An 18,803-nucleotide genomic window follows, 5' to 3' on the forward strand; every position below is an offset into this window, starting at 1 on the left:
CATATATCAAAAAATAGGAGTGTTCATGTTGAAGAAAAATAAGAAAAAGTCTGGCCTTGCTGTAGGAGCAGGCTTGTTGATGTCGTTCGCCCAAGCCGGTTTTGCCGATTCGGTCCAACAAGAGTCGCCTGCAGATGCGCGCGCCCGTGAAGTCGAGCAAAAAATGACTAACGAGGAGCGCTATTCGCTTCTTTACAGCCTTATGCCGGTCAATTTGGTATTCGGAGGGAAGGATAAGCGTGTTTCCGCCGAGGCCCCGTTGGGTGCGGGCTACGTGCCAGGCGTGCCGCGTTTGGGGGTCCCTGCGTTGGCTATGACCGATGCCAGCTTGGGGGTGACCAATCCTCATAACATGAGGCCGGGTGATTCGGCGACTGCTTTGCCGGCGGGGCTCGCCTTGGGGGCGACCTTCAATCCAGAACTCGCACGAGAAGCAGGTGCACTGGTGGGGCGAGAGGCTCGCTCCAAGGGTTTTAACGTGTTGCTGGGCGGCGGCATGAATTTGGCTCGAGACCCGCGCAACGGACGAAACTTTGAGTACATTTCAGAGGACCCTCTGCTCAGTGCGCGGATTGCCGCAGGTACGGTCAACGGCACTCAGAGCGAAGGGGTTATTTCCATGCTGAAGCACCTCTCGCTCAACGGCAACGAAACCAACAGGCACTGGCTCAATGCTGTGATCGACGAGGCTGCGCATCGGGAATCCGACCTGCTGGCCTTCCAGATGGCGATCGAACAGGCCCAGCCTGGCTCGATCATGTGTGCCTATAACAAAGTCAACGGCGAATATTCCTGCGGTAGTGATTATCTGTTGAATGGCGTGTTGAAACGGGACTGGGGGTACAACGGTTGGGTGATGTCCGACTGGGGAGCTGTGCAGGACTGGTCCTATGCTCTCAAGGGCCTCGACCAGGAGTCCGGTGCCCAACTGGACAAGCTGGTTTGGGGTAAGGAATGGTTCAACGAACCGCTCCAGGCTGTCCATGCCGAAGGCAAACTGCCCGATGAGCGCCTCTCGAATATGGTGCGAAGAATTCTTCGTTCAATCTACGCAGTGGGGGCCGATAAGCCGGTCAAAGACAGTCCCATCGATTTGGATCAGCACAACCAGACCGCCCTTGAGGTGGCGAGGCAGGGGATCGTTCTGCTGAAGAATGATGATGGGGTATTGCCGCTGCAGACCGATAAACCGATGCGTATCGCGGTGATAGGTGGGTTGGCGGACACCGGTGTGCTGTCCGGCTCCGGTTCGAGCCAGGTGACTCCGCCGGGCGGCTTTGCCGCGGTCATTCCCGTGGGCGGGGAAGGCATCATGGCGGGCCAGCGCAAGCAGAGTTTCTTCCCTTCGGCCCCCAAGGCGAAGCTGCAGAAGCTCATGCCGAAGGCCATTATTACCTATGATCCTGGCGCTTTCCCGGTGGAGGCCGCCGCACTGGCCAAGCAGTCGGACGTGGTCGTCCTGTTCGCCACGCGTCATGAGGCGGAAGGGTTCGACAGTCCCGATCTGTCTCTGCCTTTTGGCCAGGACGCTTTGATTGATGCCGTTGCTAGCGCTAACCCCAATACCGTTGTTGTTCTACAGACCGGCAATCCGGTGGACATGCCTTGGCACACCAAGGTCAAGGCGATTGTCGAGGCTTGGTACCCGGGACAGGCTGGCGGTCAGGCGATTGCTGAGGTACTGGCCGGCCAGATCAATCCGTCCGGCCACTTGCCGATCACTTTCCCGGCCGATATTGCGCAGACTCCGCGGCCGGAGCTGCCAGGCTTTGGTACGCCGTTCGGCACGCCCCTGACAGTGAACTATTCCGAAGGGGCCGAAGTGGGCTATCGCTGGTTCGCCCAGAAGGATGAGAAACCTCTCTTCGCTTTTGGTCACGGTCTTAGCTACACCAGCTTCGCCTTTGAGGGTCTGGAAGTCAGTGGTGGAAAAACGATCACGGCAAACTTCACCGTCACCAATACTGGCAAGCGCAAGGGTGTCGATGTTCCACAGCTCTACCTGACCGATGCGGCTGGCGACAAGCGGGTACGCCTGCTGGGCTTCGAGCGCCTGGAGCTAGAGCCTGGTGAAGCTCGTCGAGTGAGCGTCAAAGCCGATCCGCGTCTGCTGGCGCGTTTCGATACAGCCGTAAACCAGTGGCACATCAAGGCGGGTGAGTACCGCGTGGCGCTGGGCGAGTCAGCAGAGTCGTTACGCTTGAGGGCGACAACTCGCTTGGTCGAGCAGCATTTCGCTGATTGAGCCTCCCTGTGGCCGGCCGTGAGCCGGCCGCAGGAGTGTAGGGCATCATCGCGATCCTACCGGTCGCTATTACTCTGTCAGGACGGAAGAAGGGAATAATATGAAACCGCGTAAACATCTGCTGGGGGCGGCAATCGCTGCCTTCGCTACCGCGCTTAGTGTCAGTCCAACTGTGCTGGCAAGTGAAGCGGAGCGAAAATCTTCACCACGCAATATAGTCTTCATCCTGGTTGACGATTTGCGTTTCGATGGCATGGGCTTCCTGCAGCCGGAGCTACAGACTCCGAACATCGATCAGTTAGCCAGGGACGGGACTTATTTCTCCAACTCTGTGGTTACTTCGGCGCTTTGTTCGCCAAGCCGCGCGACGATTTTGACCGGGCAAACGGCACGGACTCATGGGGTGATCGACAACAACAATTCGTCAGAGGAAGGGTTGACCTTCTTTCCAAGCTACCTGCAGCAGGCCGGTTATCAGACTGCGCTGATCGGGAAGTGGCATATGGGTGCCGAAACCGATGCGCCGCGTCCAGGTTTCGACAAGTGGGTGAGCTTCAAGGGGCAGGGTAATTATTTCCCAACCGACTTCTTGGCACCTGCAGCATTGAAGGCGGGAGTCGTGCACACGCTCAATGTCGATGGCAAGGTGGTTCCGCAGAAAGGTTATATCACTGACGAACTGACAGACTATGCGATGCATTGGCTGGAGCAGGAGCGCGACCCTTCCAAACCGTTCTTCCTCTATCTCAGTCACAAGGCAGTGCATAACTTCCCTAAACCGCCGGAACGCTACAAAGGTCAGTACAAGAACGCCACCTTCAAGCTACCAGAGAGCGCTGCCGATACGCCCGAGAACAAGGCTGGCAAACCGGTGTGGGTGCAAAACCAGCGTAACAGCTGGCACGGTCTGGACTTTTTCTATCACGCAAATGTGAAAATGACCGACTACTTGAAGGACTACTACGCCACGCTGTCTCCAGTGGACGATAGTCTGGGCCGTATCATGGAGTACTTGAAGCGAAACAACCTCGAGAAGAACACCATGGTGGTGTTTTACAGCGATAACGGCTATCTGATCGGCGATCATGGTTTGATTGACAAACGCAATGCCTACGAGGGGTCGGTCAAGGTGCCGATGGTGGTGTATGCACCAGGGCTGGTTCCGGCAGGTGTTACTAACCCCTCGAGGGTACGCAATCTGGATCTCGCCCCGACATTCCTGGATGTCGCTGGCGTCGAGCCGCCTACTCACTTCGAAGGGCTGAGCGTGCTGGCGGCCGCCAATGGCCGGATCTCGGCTCAAGAATGGAAGGCACCGGACTTCGTTTACGAGTACTACTGGGAATGGACCTATCCGATGACGCCGACTACTTTTGCGATCCAGCGCGATAAAATGAAGTACATCCAGTACCACGGTGTCTGGGATATCGAGGAACTCTATGATTTGGCCAGCGATCCCAATGAGATGCACAACCTGATCGATGACCCGCGCCACCTGGAAACCAAGACAGTGCTGCGCAAGGCCTTGTTCGAGCAATTGGCCAATGCCGATGGCAAACATGTGGTGCCGTTCACTGAGCGATTCTCGCGTGGAGCGGTGCGACGTCATCGTGAGGGGCCGGCTGCAGCACCTTTCCCCGACCAGTGGCTGGTTGAGCCTAACCGTTTAGATAGGTTCAACGACTTGCTTGAAGATACCCCGGCCAAGCTGAAGGCGGAACAAGAAGGCCGGATCTACTTCCCGTCTGCAGATGACACACGTTCGCAGCGTTAGCCGGAATTAGGTTGCACAACTAATACGCAGCTAATACGCGGCAGGTTTTGGAGCTTTCGCTTCATTCTCTACAACAATAAAAAAGGCTATGTCCCAATTAAGTGCTGCCTGCAGCGCTGGGACTGTGAAGCCCGTAGGAGCGGCCTTGGTCGCGATGTTTTTCTCTTGCCTCGATTCGCGGGCAAGTTCGCTCCTACAAGGGCTGTGCATGTCGGCAACAGTCAATTCAGGCATGGCCTATATCAAACGGATTTGCTCATGATCAGTAAGACGTTTCTCGTACTGCTTGCCAGCAGCCTTTTGTCTCTGGTTTGTATTCAGGCGCTCGCAGCGCCTTCGCCCTATTCCAATTTTGTCGTGTTCGGCGATAGCCTAAGCAGTTCCGGGCAGGTCGCCGATCCCGGCGGTCCTGCTGGAGCATCTTATCGTGCTACCAACCGCACGGGCCCGGTCTACTTGGATGGTCAGGGGGAAGAGTATTCCGCCGTTGCCCCACAAATACTGGGGACCAAACTGGGGTTCTCGGATGACCAACTCGCTGGCTCGACTTCGGCCACGCGCGCGAGTGAAGGCTTGCCTGATGGTAATAACTGGGCGGTCGGTGGTTATCGTACTGACCAGATTCTTGATTCGATTACTACCACCTCGACCGCAGGTGACCGTAGCCGCCCCGGTTATTTGGTGTCTAATAATTTTCGCGCCGATCCACATGCTCTGTACTACCTGACGGGTGGTGCCAACGACTTCTACCAGGGCGGTGCCACCAGTCTTGATCAGGCTGACGCAGCGGCCGGTCGCCTGGTCGAGAGTGTGCAAGCCCTGCAACAGGCAGGTGCCCGCTACATCATGGTCTGGCTGCTGCCGGATCTCAGCCTTACTCCGTTGATCAACGGCAGTCCGCTGCAGGCGTTTATCTCGCAGCTTAGCAACCGGTTCAACATCGCACTGGTTCGGCAATTGCAGACGGTCGATGCTGAAGTCATTCCTCTCAACATTCCGGCGCTCTTAACGGAAGGCTTTTCCAATCCGGCACAGTTCGGCCTGGCAACCGATCAAAACCTCATGACAACCTGCTTCAGCGGCAAAGGCTGTACGGAAAATGCCCGCTATGGCATTCACAGCGCAACACCGGCGCCGAACAAGCTGATCTACTACGACGCGGTCCACCCCACCGAAGCCGGGCAGCACTTGATAGCCGATTACGCATACTCCTTATTGGCGGCACCTTGGGAAATAACCTTGCTCCCGGAAATGGCTCAAGGCATCTTGCGCGCTCATCAGGACGAGCTGCGCAATCAATGGCAAGCCGACTGGGGGAACTGGCAGGGCATTGGACAATGGCGTGGCATTGTCGCTGCGGGCGGCCAGCACCAAGACTTCGGCAGCCAGCGCAGTGGTGCCAGTGCCGATGGTAACGGCTTCAACCTGAATATCGGCGGTAGCTACCGGCTAAACGAGGATTGGCGAGTGGGGGTGCTGGCTGGCACCTATCGACAGAAGCTCGCAGCGGGCAGCAACGACTCCGACTACAAGCTCAACACCTATTTGGGCACTGCCTTCGTCCAGTACCAGCAAAGTCGCTGGTGGGCCGATGCGGCAGCCACTGCCGGACATCTGGACTACGACAATCTCAAGCGCAAATTCGACCTAGGTGCCAACGAGCGCGGGGAACAGGGCGATACCAGTGGCGGCGTTCTGGCCTTCAGTGCTCGCTTGGGCTACAACATCGCGCAACAGACCAGGAGCCCATGGTACCTGTCGCCGTTCATCAGCGCCGACTACGCGCGGACCAAGGTTGACGGTTACTCCGAGGACGGCAGCGATTCCACCGCACTTAGCTTCGATGATCAGAAACGCTCTTCGCGACGCCTGGGCATCGGCCTGCTGGGCAAGTATCAGATCACCCCGGAAACCCAGGTGTTCGGCGAAATCGCCCACGAAAAGGAATACGAGAACGATACCCAGAAGCTGACCATGGCGCTCAACAGCTTGCCGGATAACCACTACACGCTGAAAGGCTATACCCCGCAGACCAACCTGAACCGTCTGGATCTTGGGGTCAGCCACAAGCTCACCCAGGATCTGGCATTGCGCGCCAACTACAACATCCGCAAGGACGACGACTTCACTCAACAGGGTCTCAATGTCGGAGTCAGCCTCGACTTCTAAACCGCAGATTGAGTGGGGCGATGGCACAACCACCGCCCCACTCATACCACCGTACATACGGTTCCGTATATGGCGGTTCAGGCAATGTGGTTAAGCCGGTTCATCGTATCCAGTGTCGAGCCCAGTCCACGCCGAGGCCACTGTTCTTTTAAGCTGTAATCCAGAGCTTTGGCCGTTGCGGATCCGTTGGGAACCGAATCTCGCTGGGCCTTCATCTCTTAATGCAGTCCCTTGATTATTGATGTCGTCCTTTTCCTGTCGTATTCGCCAACGATCCTCACCCACCATGTCTCGCGCTTGGCGTTCAGCTTCGTACAAACTGCCGATCAAGTGCAGCGCTTGTTCTGCAAACTGGCTTTTGTTTGCGACGTGCAGATCGAAAAACTTGCGATGGACGTGGGCCGTGCAACCAGCTTCAGTGATGCTTTTCTCGAAGCTGGCTTTCTAGTCTGCAAAGCAAATGCATGGCTTGTCCATGCCTGACGTTCAGTCGGCGAAAGCCGATGCGATTGCCTCCACGACGACACGAACTCTGGCTGTGTGCGCCAAGTCTTGGTGCAACACCAGCCACGCCTCGTAGGGTTTGGCCCGCCGGTGCTCCGGCCATAACCGCATCAGCTCAGGATTGCGCCGGGCCTGGTACTCGGGTAATTCGCCTATGGCCAAGCCGGCACGCACGAAGGTCGTAAGCATCAGACTCGAATCCAGTTCGGCAACCACGCGACCCTGTGCCCTGGATTCACCCGCCAGCGTGTCGTTCTGCCGGCCGGTCACACCCTCCTGGTAGAGCGCAATGTCGTGGTTCGCAAAGCCTTTTCCGGGCTGCGGTTGACCATACTTGGCCAGATAGCCTCGGGTTGCGTACAGCCCAACCTCCCAGCAGCCGAGTTGGCGAACGATCAAGTCCGGTTGCTCCGGACGCAGGGTGCGTACAGCAATGTCGGCCTCCCGCCGCGCCAGGTCGAGCAGCCGCGTCGTGGTGCTCAAGATCACCCGTACCTCGGGATGGCTGGCGCGAAGGCGTTCAATGGCCGGAATCACGAAGTCCACCGCCAACGAATCGGTGGTGGTCACGCGCACTTCTCCAGCCACGCGCGCGTCGGCACCTTCGCCGCGGCGCTGGAAGGAGACGGCCATGCGCTCCATGTCCTCGGCCATGCGTAGCACTTGCTTGCCGGTGTCGGTCAGCACCAAGCCACCCGTGGTACGCAGAAATAACCGGCTGCCAAGCGCCCGCTCCAGTCCGGTCAGGCGCCGGCCCACCGTTGTCTGGTCGATGGCCAGTCGCTGCGCGGCCCCGCGTAAGGTGCCGGCGCTTTGAATGGCTAGGAATATCCGCACGTCGTCCCAGTTCATCACTGCCTCATTGCCAATGCTGCAAATATGCAGCCAGAGGCTGCTATTTCGTGCATTTTCACATGAAAAGTACCTCCGTAACATGGCGTTCATCCCTTTTGGACCTTTGACGCGCAGTCAGCCCACCTTGGCTGTCGGGAGCTACCATGCCTCGCTTACCGTTCATTCTAACCGTCGCCATGCTGAGTGCCTTCGGCCTGATTGCTTCGGACGTTTATTTGCCCGCCATGCCGAGCATGACCACGGAGTTCGGCGTCGCTGATTGGCAAATGCCGCAGACCATCTCGTTCTACCTGCTGGCACTGGCAATTGCCCAGTTGGCCTACGGGCCACTATCTGACCGCAATGGCCGCAAGCCCGTACTGCTGGCCGGCATCGCGCTGTACATCGTTGGCTCGGTGGGTTGTGCGACCTCAACCACTTACAACGGATTTCTTGCGTGGCGAATGCTGGAGGCAGTCGGTGCAGCTGCGGGCCTTGTTATTGGCCGCGCCCTGATCGCAGACACCTGCGACAAGCGCACCTCTGCCAAGGTCTATGCGGTGATCTATCCGCTGGTGTCGCTGTCGCCAGCCCTAGCACCGGCCATAGGTGGGCATTTGGCAGCGGCCTTCGGCTGGCGGTCAGACTTCCTGTTCGTCGCCGCGTTCGGTGTCGTGGCACTACTGATGGTGATGACGCTGCTACCGGAAACGCTACCCATTGCTGCCCGTACTCGGACCTCTCCCTTTGCTGGCTTCAGTCATGTTTTGCGCGACCGAACTTTTCGCCGCTATACATTGGTGGTCTGCACGATCTATTGCGCTTGGTTCGTCTACTTGACCCAATCGCCGTTTCTTTTCGCGCGCCAAGGTTTGAGTGAGGAACAAAGCGGCTGGCTGTACCTGCCGCTGACAGCTGGCATCATCGGTGCCAACCTGCTTGCCAAGCGGTTGCTTGATCGTTGGCCCTACGACCGTATTCTTTCTGCCGGCATCATGTGCTTCGTGCTTGGAGGCGTGGCATTCCTAGCCGTGGAGGCACTGGGGCTACATGGCGCGGCCGCTGTGGTGCTGCCGATGTGCTTGGTCAGTCTCGCTAATGGTTCGTCGCTGTCGCTGGCCGTTTCCGGGGCCATTGCCAGCGAGCACGGGCATGCGGCCACTGCGTCGGGACTAGTAGGGTTCTGTCAGATCGGCAGCGCCGCGCTGGTGGCGATGGGTGTCAGTGCAGCCTTCGGTACTGGCCTTGGCGTGCTTAGCGGCGCCGTGCTGGTGCTCGGGCTGATCGCACTGTCCACCTGTCTGCCATGGGCTGGGCGCCGGACGGGTTTGGATTGAAGCTATCAGGTACGCCCCTTGAAGCCCCGATCCCCGGCGATGAACGCCTCTAGCATATGCGGAATCAGCGTCACAGCATCGACCGTCTCGCCATAGGTCTGTGTATGCAGAGCGGCGTAGCGGTCGAGGTCGGTTTTCAGGCTCGCGGGACAGGCAAAGGTCAGTTTGAACTGCCGGGGCATTGGTCGACGGCAACAATACGCAGGCTATCCCATATCCCCATCACTTGAGTCACTGCGGTATCCAATGTGGCATGTGGAAAACCATCGCACGCCAGTTATCGCATTGTCTGGAATTAGAGCAGATCACTGGCAGGCGTTGACTAGAATATCTGTCTCAGATATCAGCTGGAGAGCCAGGATGATTAGCAAGAATACCGTTTGTATTTGGTATAACGGCGACGCGTTGGAGGCAGCGAGGTTCTATGCCGAGACGTTCGTGGATAGCGCCGTAGGCACTGTTTATCGTGCACCCGGGGATTATCCGGCAGGTAAGCAGGGCGATGTCCTGACTGTTGCATTCACGGTGATGGGCGTTGCGTGTCTCGGTCTTAATGGTGGCGCGGGAGTGACGCATAGCGAGGCGTTCTCGTTTCAGGTTGCCACCGACGACCAGGCTGAGACGGATCGCTTATGGAATGCAATTGTTGGAAATGGCGGTCAGGAAAACGTCTGTGGCTGGTGTAAGGATAAGTGGGGACTTTCATGGCAAATCACCCCACGTGTATTGTCCGAGGCGATAGCCAATCCTGATCCTGCTGCGGCGAAACGCGCGTTCGAAGCCATGATGCAGATGGGCAAAATAGACATTGCCAAGATCGAAGCTGCGCTAGCGGGCAATTAGCCGGCTGGCGGCTCAGAATTCCAATTGCCTGTAAGTTGCGCCCGGCACAGAGCAACTCCGGCCGGGCCAGTTGGCGGTGTGTGGTTATTGCTGACCGCGTTGCGGCAACATGCGCGTGAGGGTGTTGTCGCGCAGAAAATAGTGGTGAGCAATACCGGCCACGGCATGCAAACCAATCAGCCAATAGCCCGTCGTGCCAGCTAGCTCGTGCCAGTATTTCACTTCTTTGGCTAAGTCTGGATTTTTGCCTACCAAGGCCGGTAGTTCCATGCCGAAGAACGGGATTGGTTTGCCTGCTGCGCTCAGGATGATCCAGCCAGCAAAGGGTGCCCCTATCATCAAGGCATAAAGAGCTAAATGCATAAGCTGAGCAGGTATCGCTTGCCACTGCGGGATTGCCGGTACGATTTTAGGTGTCGGAGCGACCAAGCGTGCCAGCAAGCGAAGCCAGACCAGAGCAAAAACTGACAAACCAAGCATGAAGTGCCATTGCTTGAGCAGCTCCCTGGTGTCGCTACCTTTGGGGAAGTTACCTTTGAGCTCGATGCAGGCATAGACCCCGATAAACAGAAGGACCATTAGCCAGTGCAGGCTTATAGACAGGCTTCCATAGCGGTGTTCATTGTTTTTCCAAGTCATTGTCTAGGCTCGTAACGGTTAGATAGGGTGCTAATAGTAAAAGTTGAATCTTAAGTATTACTGAACATCTTTGAAACCGCTGGCGATGCGCAAGTATTTAAGCACGAGGCTTGATTTAGATCATTTAACCTCTCGATAGAGTTGCCCATAGCCTGTGCCCCGGCGTCAGATCCTCCCTCAAACTAGGCTACTGGCTGTCTGTTATTCATTTGCTGGCTGCTACATGTCTGATAGCGTCACTCCTAGTACTGATTTTCGGCAAGGGTGCTGACTGCTCTCGGGTTAGTCGGTATAACTGATCGATAGACACTATAGTTATCAAGTAGTCTGCGTTAATCCGCTGTTCGGCAAGCGACAGAATGCACTGAGTCACTCAGCAAGAGGCTCTTGTGTATGCAGCGGTTGGCCCAAGGTATTACTGAATAAAGGAGTCAGGCATGCACAGTAATTTGCAGGACGGATTCGGTCGTCGTATTGACTACCTGCGTATGTCAGTGACCGATCGCTGTGATTTTCGCTGTGTGTACTGTATGGCCGAGGAAATGACTTTCCTGCCGCGCCAGCAAATCCTCTCGCTCGAAGAGCTTTATCGGCTGGCGGCTTTGTTTGTCGGCCAGGGGGTGAAGAAAATCCGTCTCACGGGTGGTGAGCCGTTGGTGCGCAAAGGCATTGTCGACCTGTGCGCGCAAATTTCGGCGCTACCGGGTTTGCGTGAGTTGGTGATGACCACCAATGGCTCGCAGTTGGTTAAATTGGCCAAGCCGCTTGCTGAGGCAGGGGTCAAACGTCTGAATATCAGTCTGGATAGTTTGCAGGCCGATAAATTTCGCGCCATTACCCGCACGGGCGAGTTGAAGCAGGTACTGGATGGGATTGAGGCGGCACGTGATGCGGGCTTTGAGAGCATCAAGCTCAACACCGTGGCAATGGCCGGGCGCAATGCCGATGAGGTATTGGATCTGGTCGAGTTCGCCATGGCGCGAGAGTTGGACATTACCTTTATCGAAGAAATGCCATTGGGGGATGTGGGGCGCTCACGTGGCGAGAGTTTTTTCTCCAGCGATCAAGTGCGTGAACTGATTGCCCAGCGTTACGCAATTATCGACAGCGCCGAGCAAAGCGGTGGCCCGGCCCGGTATATACGGTTGGAAGGGCATGGCAAAAGCCGCGTTGGTTTTATCTCGCCGCACTCACATAACTTCTGCGCCACCTGTAACCGCGTGCGCTTGACGGTGGAAGGGCGCTTGTTGCTTTGTCTGGGTCATGAAAACTCGGTGGATTTACGCGCGCTGTTACGTCGTTATCCTGAAACCGACCAGCCATTATTGGATGCCGTTGGCGCAGGCCTGCAGCGCAAACCTGAGCGCCACGAGTTCAGCCACGATGATCAGATTCAAGTGGTGCGCTTTATGAACGCGACTGGCGGCTAAAGTCAGAGACTTTTACCAGAAAGGCCGCAATCGCGGCCTTTCTGGTTTTCTGGGTCTGGGTTGCTGCCAAGCCGGGGAAGGGTGCAGGCACTCAGGAGTATATAAATATCCTGGGGGGTGTCTCGCTCGCCGGTGGATTCACCAAAATGCAGACACAAAAAAGGCCACTCAATTGAGTGACCTTTAAATGTTTGGTTGCGGGAGCCGGATTTGAACCGACGACCTTCGGGTTATGAGCCCGACGAGCTACCAGACTGCTCCATCCCGCGGCCGCCATTCTATCTGTCTGAGGCTCAGTGTCAAACCTAATCTGAAATAAAACTGTTTTCTGTTCAGTCGCTTAGGTAAATCAGTGGCAATTGCGAGGGTGCCTGAGAATAGCGGATGTCCAGCTTGGTATTTCAATGGCTAGGCAAATGCAGGAATAGAGCGAGAGCACGACTGGCTCGGGTAGGGGTATAAAACAAGGCGGACAGCAAAAGGCCCCGACAGTTTTCACTGTCGAGGCCTCATGCATGAATCTGGTTGCGGGAGCCGGATTTGAACCGACGACCTTCGGGTTATGAGCCCGACGAGCTACCAGACTGCTCCATCCCGCGCCGGCTATTCTATATAGATGAGTGATGCTGTCAATCTATTTCTGCTTTTTAATCAATTACTTAAATTGAAAATGGCACAGAAACAAAAAAGGCCACTCAATTGAGTGACCTTTAAATGTTTGGTTGCGGGAGCCGGATTTGAACCGACGACCTTCGGGTTATGAGCCCGACGAGCTACCAGACTGCTCCATCCCGCGGTCGCCATTCTATCGCCTGATACGCTGCGGTCAACCACCAACTTCAGAAAAAACTGTTGTTTCTTCAATCGCTTAGCGATTTTGGTGGCCTGGCTCGGGCCTCAGCCCTTGTATGCAGCCGCTTTGCGGGATTTGATGTCAGTTCATCGGACTGTAATAAAAATAGATATTTATCGGCTTATTACAATGGCCTAGCTGTTGAGGCGGGTGTTGCGATAGAGTCCGTGACGATTTTAGCGAGGTAGTCATGGCACATAAATGTAAAGCCTGTGGTGTTGCGGTCCAGGCAGCCGACAAAAAATGTTCAGCATGCGGTGCTGAGTTGGCAGCTAAACCCAAGCTACTGCCAATCGCCGCTTTTATGCTGATTGTTATTTTGGTGATCCAGGCCTATATGGATAAGCCAGAGGAAAAAGACTCCGCTCCGGCTGAGCCTGCGAAAGCAGCTGCCCAATAGCCGCTGCAGCGGCTTTTATGAGATTTCGATCTGATAACGAAAGGTGTCGGCCGCGCCCCTGGAGATACGGTACTCAAGCGGGGTGTTGTCGTAGCTCAGGGCAATTCGCTCAATAACTACAATCGGCATTCCTGCGTCGACGCCGAGCGCTGCACTGGTTAGCGCGTCGCCCGGCTCAACGGTCAATGTCTCTTTGGCCGAAGCCACCAACTGCCCGCACTGCTCCTCATAGAAAGGGTAGAGCAGGTTGCCAAAATTGTGTGGGTCTACTTCAAGTAGCTTGGCGAAGCGTGAGGCTGGCAGCCAGATATCCTCACTGAAAACAGCGCGTCCATCTGCCATCCTGATGCGTTGCATGCGGATGACTGCATCTGCTGTGTCGAGCTTTAACGCCTCAACCACTGCTTCAGGAGCTTGTTCAAGGCAGAGCGAAACAATTCGACTCTGCGGAACCTGATGCTCCCCCGAACTGTTTACCTGACGGAAGAAACGAAAGAACGACGAGTTGAAGTCAGGCCGGCGCACGAAAGTCCCACGCCCTTGGCTGCGCTGCAACAATCCATCAATTACCAGTGTGTCGACGGCTTTTCTGACCGTCCCAATCGCCACGCTATAGACCTTGGTGAGTTCAGCCTCTGTCGGGATTGGCTCGCCAGGACGCCACTCGCCTGACGATATTTTTGCCAGCATTTCGTCGCGGAGCCTTTGATAAAGCGGTAAACGCTGATCTGAGCCAAGGGTTAAGGCATTCATACATACATCCATACGATTTTTCTGAATCTACTTTAGCACTGACCAACGGCTGTGAGCTTTATTGACAGTTAATGGGCTTGAATATATGGTCATTCAGTCATCTATATGAATATATGATTAAATAAAAATATGCCTACGACGGCACCTTAAGAATGATCGGCCAAGGTAATGCCCTATGACTCCTTCGCAACTGCCACGCATCACCGGTATCGACACGCACGCGCATATTTTCAATCGCGAGCTACCGTTGGCTAGTGGCCGGCGCTATAACCCCGATTACGACGCACTGGTTGAGCAATATTTGAGTTTGCTCGACAGTTGTTGCTTGTCACACGGGGTGCTGGTGCAACCAAGCTTTCTCGGCACCGATAACAGTTTCATGCTCGCCGCACTGAATAAATACCCAGAACGCCTGCGTGGGGTTGCCGTAGTTTTGCCGAGCATTGGTGCTGATGAATTGGATCACTTGGCAGCATCTGGCGTAACCGGGGTCCGTTTAAATTTGGTGGGACAGGCGCTGGAAGATTACTCGGCTGATCTCTGGCAGGTTTTTTTTCAGCGAGTTGCCGTGCGCCAATGGTCGGTTGAGATACAGCGCAGCATTGATGACTTGGCGCAGATTCTGCCGGCGATTCTGAGCACTGGGGTCAATGTGGTCATTGACCACTTTGGTTTACCCCCTGGCGGAATTAATCCAGGGCATGCGAGCCATAAAGCCTTTCTCGAGTTGCTCGCGAATCAGCGGCTTTGGCTCAAGTTATCGGCGCCTTATCGCAGCCAGTTAACCGCGAAGCAAGCCGCGAGCACGTTTGAAGTGCTGCGCAGTGCGAGTGGCGGCGTCGACCGCATGCTTTGGGGAAGCGACTGGCCACATACCCAATTCGAGAACTCGACGAACTACACCGAGCAGTTTCAGGGCGTTCAGGCACTACTGCCGGATCCTCAGGATTGGCAAAAAGTCCTGCTCGAAAACCCCGCACGACTTTTCAAATTTGCGAACAATATTTAACGCATTACAAAAATAATAGGCGGGTTAGAAAATGATGAGTTTGATTGTCATCGCGGCTATCGTGATTTCCATAGCTTTGGGCTACAAAACCAAGATCAATATTGGCTTGTTTGCGATTGCCTTTGCTTACTTGATTGGTTGCTTTGTGATGGGGTTGAGCCCCTCTGATGTGATCAAAATGTGGCCGCTGAAGATGTTCTTTATCATCTTCTCTGTGTGTCTTTTTTACAGCTTTGCGATTGTTAACGGCACGCTCGAAAAGCTGGCTGAGCACTTGCTTTATAGCTGCCGTAAATTCCCGCACTTATTGCCCTACGCGGTATTTCTGACCTCGGCATTGATTGCCGCTTTAGGTGCGGGCTATTACACAGTCTTGGCGTTTATGGCACCGCTTACCTTGATGCTTTGTGAGCGTACTCGAATGAGTTTGATTCTCGGGGCGATGGCGGTGAATTACGGGGCATTGGGTGGTGCCAATTTTGTCTCGAGTCAGAGCGGGATTATCTTCCGCAGCCTGATGACTAATTCCGGTATTGCCGAAAACACGGCGTTTATTAATAGCTTCGGTATTTTTATCAGTACTTTTGTTATTCCGTTGATCGTGATTACCGGTTTTGTGCTGTTTACCGGGCATAAAAAGCTAATGCAAAGCTCTACTTACACGGTCTCTGAGCCAAGCCCGCTGAACAAGCAACAGAAAACCACGTTAATGCTGACGGTGCTGATGATGGCTTTGGTGTTGATCGCCCCGATCGCACAGATCTTTCTGCCTGAGAATCAAACTGTCGGCTTCATTAACTCGAAAATGGACATTGGCTTGATCGCCAGTGTGTTTGCAGTTATCGCGTTGTTGCTCAAGCTGGGCGATGAACGCAAGGCCATGGCGACGGTGCCCTGGGCTACGCTGGTGATGATTTGCGGCGTTGGCATGTTGATCGCCATCGCAATCAAGGCTGGCACTATTGATCTGCTGGCGTCATGGATCGGTACTTCCATCCCTCCCGTTATGGTGCCGGTAGCGTTCGGTGTTGTCGCAGCATTGATGTCGTTGTTTGCCAGCACACTCGGCGTCGTAACACCTGCGCTGTTCCCGATTGTGCCGCCGATTGCAGCTTCGCTGGGCATAGATCCGCTGGTGATATTCGTGTGTATTGTGGTCGGGGCACAAGCTACTTCAATCTCGCCATTTTCCTCTGGCGGCAGCCTGTTGCTGGGGTCATGTCCCACCGAACAGAGTCGTTCCGAGTTTTTCCCCAAGCTGTTATTTCGTGCTGCGCCGCTTGGTTTTGCGGTAGCGCTGCTCTTCAATATTGTCCTTACGGTGGTTTACTAAGCGTTACCCGCTGGTTCGTCCCGGCGGGCTTTGTTGTTTATTCGATTGGCAATTCGCTCAACAACGCGTACCGATGTCTGCGTTCTCGGGTGATAATGATGGTCAATCGAATTTCAGGAAGGAGCCCGCTGGTGGCGTTCGCAATCAAACCGCTTGACCCACTGGTTTACCGACAGCAAACCCGTCGCAGTACGCTGCTGGTCGCTGTCAGCTTCCTCGTGTTGACGCTGCTGTGCTCAACACTTGCAGTAAACCTTTTGGGGCAGCCGGGTGGTGATAACCTCAGCCTCAATGTTGCCGGGGTGGTTGTTGCGCTGTTACTCACTATTGGGTTGGTGCGTAGCGTGTTCTGGTCGCAGCCGTGGATGGCCGCTGCGGTGTATGGCTGGCAGCTCAAGCGTAATCTGATGCGCGTCACCAATGTCATGCATCACGTCACTGCGGGGGTTAAGGTTGAGGACCCTCTGAGTATGAAAATACTGCGTTTCTATCATTTGGGCGTTAGCCAGATGCACCAGTTGGATGGCAACTCCAGCGAGCACGTGCAGATGCTTGCGCAGATGGACCAGCATCAACAGAAAATGCAGGCGCTGGATATTCCGCTTGAGCAGACAACATTCGACCCTGAGTGGATCAAGCAGCTTGAACGCCGGGCTTGATGCATGACTAAATAGCGCAATCCCAGCTACAGCCGTACTCCGCGGACGCATGATCTAATTGGCTACCACTAAGCGCAAAATAATCCACGTTGATTGTGACTGTTTTTATGCAGCCATTGAGATGCGTGATGACCCCAGCTTGGCGGGCAAGCCATTGGCAGTGGGCGGTACGGCTGATCGACGCGGTGTAATTGCGACCTGCAATTATGAGGCGCGTGCTTACGGTGTGCGTTCTGCCATGGCTTCCGGGCATGCGCAAAAGCTGTGCCCAGACTTGCTGATCGTCAGGCCGCGGATGGATGCATATAAAGCCGTTTCACGTGAGATACACGCCATATTTCGCGATTACACTGACCTGATTGAGCCTTTGTCGTTGGATGAGGCTTTTCTTGATGTGACTGACAGCCTGCACTTTGCAGGCAGCGCGACGCGTATCGCCCAAGATATCCGGCGACGGGTCTCGTCAGAGCTGCATATCACTGTTTCTGCAGGGGTGGCACCCAATAAGTTTTTGGCCAAGATCGCCAGTGACTGGAAAAAACCCAACGGTTTGTTCGTGATTACCCCAGATCAAGTCGATGGCTTTGTGGCTGATCTCGCGGTGGCCAAGCTGCATGGGGTTGGCAAAGTGACTGCCGCTAAGCTGGCACGCCTGGGCATTCAAAAGTGCAGTGAACTGCGCGAGTGGGACAAGCTCGGGCTGATACGCGAGTTCGGTAGTTTTGGTGAGCGCTTGTGGAATTTGGCGCGAGGGATCGATGAGCGCGCAGTACAAACTGACAGTCGTCGCCAATCGGTCAGCGTTGAGAATACCTACGATAAGGACTTGCCAGATTTAGCGGCTTGTCTGGAGCAGCTGCCCGATTTACTGCACGAGCTTGATCGGCGCATGGCTCGACTCGATAGCAGCTACAGAGCGGATAAGCCGTTCGTAAAAATCAAGTTTCATGACTTTACCCAGACCACGCTTGAACAAGCGGGCGCGCGCCGTGATCTGGACAGCTATAAACTGCTGATGAGTGCAGCTTTTTCACGCGGTAACAAGGCGGTGCGCCTTTTAGGGGTAGGGGTGCGCTTGCACGATTTGCGTGGGCAGCATGAGCAGCTTGAGCTGTTTGAACGCTAGCACTCAAACAGCTCAAGCCATCCCGGTGTTGCGGTATTGAATGGGGCTATCAATCAGTGACTGGCCACAAGCGCAGCGGTTTACCTTCACTAGGCCATAGGCGCAGCTGATTGGTTGGCGAGAAGTCCCAGCGCGTGATACCCGGCAGGCTCTGGAGGAAGCGAGCTTCTTGCTCCATAAGGGCAGGGGCACACATTTTGCGGGTGCTGCCAGCTTGCTCGAAGCTAATGTTGTCGCCTTCAAGTGTATAGCTGGCAAACCAGTGGTTGCAGCCTGCATTGCCATAAGCACGGCCGTCACTGCCGAGGGTAATGGTCAAGTGGCTGTAGTCGATCAGCGGGCGTTCGCCAATCCATTCAACTTGGTAGGTTTGATCTGTTTCAATTTTCATCGCGTCGGTCGCACAACCCACTAGGCTGGCACTGATTAGGCTGATGGCGAGTAATGCTTTCATCGTCATTCCTTCTGACATTGCGGGCACGTGTGGCGCTCGTTCTCACTTAGCCACCCTAGTTCATTGACCCGCTGATGAGCGGCAAGTGCCTGAGCCTTTTTGCCAAGTGCGCTATCAACCGCAAATTCGACGTCAATTTGCTTGGCGCAGCTGTCACAAGTGACCTGCCATTGATGAATGGCCAGCTCTTTAAATACCGGGCCGATAGCAACTGCAACCCACTGGCCTGGAGGATTGATCAGGTGGCGCACTTTCTCAACTTGCAGGCGCATGCTTAGATCACGGCTGCCTTTGAGGGTGACAATCAGGCTGTCGGCGCTTTTGATTGAGCCACCGTTGCCAGTGACTTGATAACGCCCGGGCGCCATTGCTCGGCATTCAATTAAGGTGTGCTCAGGGTTGAGCAAGCTGTAGCGAAAATCGTGTTCGGCCATGGTTCCT

General features: G+C 55.2%; 17 protein-coding genes, 3 tRNA genes and 1 pseudogene. 10 read left to right on the plus strand and 11 right to left on the minus strand.

Annotation, left to right across the window (positions count from 1 at the left end; translation table 11 throughout):
- The first annotated feature begins 25 nt into the window (after positions 1 to 25).
- Complete coding sequence (locus B9K09_RS07210) at positions 26 to 2,245, plus strand: glycoside hydrolase family 3 C-terminal domain-containing protein (protein WP_218191986.1); 2,220 nt, start codon at positions 26 to 28, stop codon at positions 2,243 to 2,245.
- A gap of 100 nt (positions 2,246 to 2,345) precedes the next feature.
- On the plus strand, positions 2,346 to 4,019 hold the full coding sequence (locus B9K09_RS07215) for a sulfatase (RefSeq protein WP_087516168.1): 1,674 nt from the start codon (positions 2,346 to 2,348) through the stop codon (positions 4,017 to 4,019).
- Between the two features lie 30 nt (positions 4,020 to 4,049).
- Here the strand turns inward: B9K09_RS07215 and B9K09_RS07220 are convergent, their stop codons facing one another.
- On the minus strand, positions 4,050 to 4,253 hold the full coding sequence (locus tag B9K09_RS07220) for a hypothetical protein (protein ID WP_087516169.1): 204 nt from the start codon (positions 4,251 to 4,253) through the stop codon (positions 4,050 to 4,052).
- A gap of 24 nt (positions 4,254 to 4,277) precedes the next feature.
- Here B9K09_RS07220 and estP point away from each other — a divergent pair, with 24 nt between their 5' ends.
- On the plus strand, positions 4,278 to 6,188 hold the full coding sequence (gene estP, locus B9K09_RS07225; RefSeq protein ID WP_087516170.1) for an esterase EstP: 1,911 nt from the start codon (positions 4,278 to 4,280) through the stop codon (positions 6,186 to 6,188).
- A 146-nt stretch (positions 6,189 to 6,334) separates the two neighbouring features.
- Here the strand turns inward: estP and B9K09_RS07230 are convergent.
- A pseudogene (locus tag B9K09_RS07230) lies at positions 6,335 to 6,632 on the minus strand (transposase); the annotation flags it as partial.
- A gap of 42 nt (positions 6,633 to 6,674) precedes the next feature.
- Positions 6,675 to 7,544: a LysR family transcriptional regulator gene (locus B9K09_RS07235; protein WP_087516171.1), complete on the minus strand. Its 870-nt coding sequence runs from the start codon at positions 7,542 to 7,544 to the stop codon at positions 6,675 to 6,677.
- A gap of 146 nt (positions 7,545 to 7,690) precedes the next feature.
- On the opposite strand from B9K09_RS07235, the gene B9K09_RS07240 reads away from it, so the two are divergent.
- The gene (locus B9K09_RS07240) at positions 7,691 to 8,863 is read left to right on the plus strand and encodes a multidrug effflux MFS transporter (protein ID WP_087516172.1); all 1,173 of its coding nucleotides are present in this window, start codon (positions 7,691 to 7,693) and stop codon (positions 8,861 to 8,863) included.
- Between the two features lie 5 nt (positions 8,864 to 8,868).
- Here B9K09_RS07240 and B9K09_RS07245 read toward each other — a convergent pair whose 3' ends face one another.
- The gene (locus tag B9K09_RS07245) at positions 8,869 to 9,045 is read right to left on the minus strand and encodes a DUF2274 domain-containing protein (protein ID WP_087516173.1); all 177 of its coding nucleotides are present in this window, start codon (positions 9,043 to 9,045) and stop codon (positions 8,869 to 8,871) included.
- A gap of 178 nt (positions 9,046 to 9,223) precedes the next feature.
- Here B9K09_RS07245 and B9K09_RS07250 point away from each other — a divergent pair, with 178 nt between their 5' ends.
- Positions 9,224 to 9,706: a VOC family protein gene (locus tag B9K09_RS07250; RefSeq protein WP_087516174.1), complete on the plus strand. Its 483-nt coding sequence runs from the start codon at positions 9,224 to 9,226 to the stop codon at positions 9,704 to 9,706.
- A gap of 84 nt (positions 9,707 to 9,790) precedes the next feature.
- Here the strand turns inward: B9K09_RS07250 and B9K09_RS07255 are convergent, their stop codons facing one another.
- A complete protein-coding gene (locus tag B9K09_RS07255) occupies positions 9,791 to 10,345 on the minus strand; it encodes a cytochrome b (protein ID WP_087516175.1) in 555 nt (184 codons plus the stop codon).
- 437 nt (positions 10,346 to 10,782) lie between these two features.
- Here B9K09_RS07255 and moaA point away from each other — a divergent pair, with 437 nt between their 5' ends.
- Entirely contained in the window at positions 10,783 to 11,775 is a 993-nt protein-coding gene (gene moaA, locus B9K09_RS07260) for a GTP 3',8-cyclase MoaA (protein WP_087516176.1), read from the plus strand.
- Between the two features lie 192 nt (positions 11,776 to 11,967).
- Here moaA and B9K09_RS07265 read toward each other — a convergent pair.
- The 4 genes from B9K09_RS07265 to B9K09_RS07285 all read right to left on the minus strand — a co-directional run bounded on the left by B9K09_RS07265 (position 11,968) and on the right by B9K09_RS07285 (position 13,781).
- A tRNA-Met gene (locus B9K09_RS07265) sits at positions 11,968 to 12,044 on the minus strand.
- A 253-nt stretch (positions 12,045 to 12,297) separates the two neighbouring features.
- A tRNA-Met gene (locus B9K09_RS07270) sits at positions 12,298 to 12,374 on the minus strand.
- 120 nt (positions 12,375 to 12,494) lie between these two features.
- Positions 12,495 to 12,571 (minus strand) — tRNA-Met (locus B9K09_RS07275).
- A gap of 472 nt (positions 12,572 to 13,043) precedes the next feature.
- Positions 13,044 to 13,781: a GntR family transcriptional regulator gene (locus tag B9K09_RS07285; protein ID WP_087516178.1), complete on the minus strand. Its 738-nt coding sequence runs from the start codon at positions 13,779 to 13,781 to the stop codon at positions 13,044 to 13,046.
- Positions 13,782 to 13,956: 175 nt separating this feature from the next.
- On the opposite strand from B9K09_RS07285, the gene B9K09_RS07290 reads away from it, so the two are divergent.
- The 4 genes from B9K09_RS07290 (at position 13,957) to dinB (ending at position 17,908) form a co-directional block, all read left to right on the plus strand.
- Positions 13,957 to 14,790 (plus strand): amidohydrolase, encoded by an 834-nt coding sequence (locus tag B9K09_RS07290; protein ID WP_087516179.1) that lies wholly within the window; start codon positions 13,957 to 13,959, stop codon positions 14,788 to 14,790.
- Between the two features lie 31 nt (positions 14,791 to 14,821).
- The gene (locus B9K09_RS07295) at positions 14,822 to 16,123 is read left to right on the plus strand and encodes an SLC13 family permease (protein WP_087516180.1); all 1,302 of its coding nucleotides are present in this window, start codon (positions 14,822 to 14,824) and stop codon (positions 16,121 to 16,123) included.
- A 131-nt stretch (positions 16,124 to 16,254) separates the two neighbouring features.
- Positions 16,255 to 16,782, plus strand: a complete 528-nt coding sequence (locus B9K09_RS07300) for a DUF3087 family protein (RefSeq protein WP_087516181.1) — start codon at positions 16,255 to 16,257, stop codon at positions 16,780 to 16,782.
- A gap of 58 nt (positions 16,783 to 16,840) precedes the next feature.
- Positions 16,841 to 17,908, plus strand: a complete 1,068-nt coding sequence (dinB, locus tag B9K09_RS07305; RefSeq protein ID WP_087516182.1) for a DNA polymerase IV — start codon at positions 16,841 to 16,843, stop codon at positions 17,906 to 17,908.
- Positions 17,909 to 17,957: 49 nt separating this feature from the next.
- On the opposite strand, the gene B9K09_RS07310 is transcribed toward dinB, so the two are convergent.
- Complete coding sequence (locus tag B9K09_RS07310) at positions 17,958 to 18,362, minus strand: META domain-containing protein (RefSeq protein WP_087516183.1); 405 nt, start codon at positions 18,360 to 18,362, stop codon at positions 17,958 to 17,960.
- A 2-nt stretch (positions 18,363 to 18,364) separates the two neighbouring features.
- Complete coding sequence (locus B9K09_RS07315; RefSeq protein WP_087516184.1) at positions 18,365 to 18,796, minus strand: hypothetical protein; 432 nt, start codon at positions 18,794 to 18,796, stop codon at positions 18,365 to 18,367.
- Positions 18,797 to 18,803 lie beyond the last annotated feature (7 nt).

Origin of the sequence: Pseudomonas sp. M30-35, assembly GCF_002163625.1 — a bacterium.
Taxonomy (GTDB): domain Bacteria; phylum Pseudomonadota; class Gammaproteobacteria; order Pseudomonadales; family Pseudomonadaceae; genus Aquipseudomonas.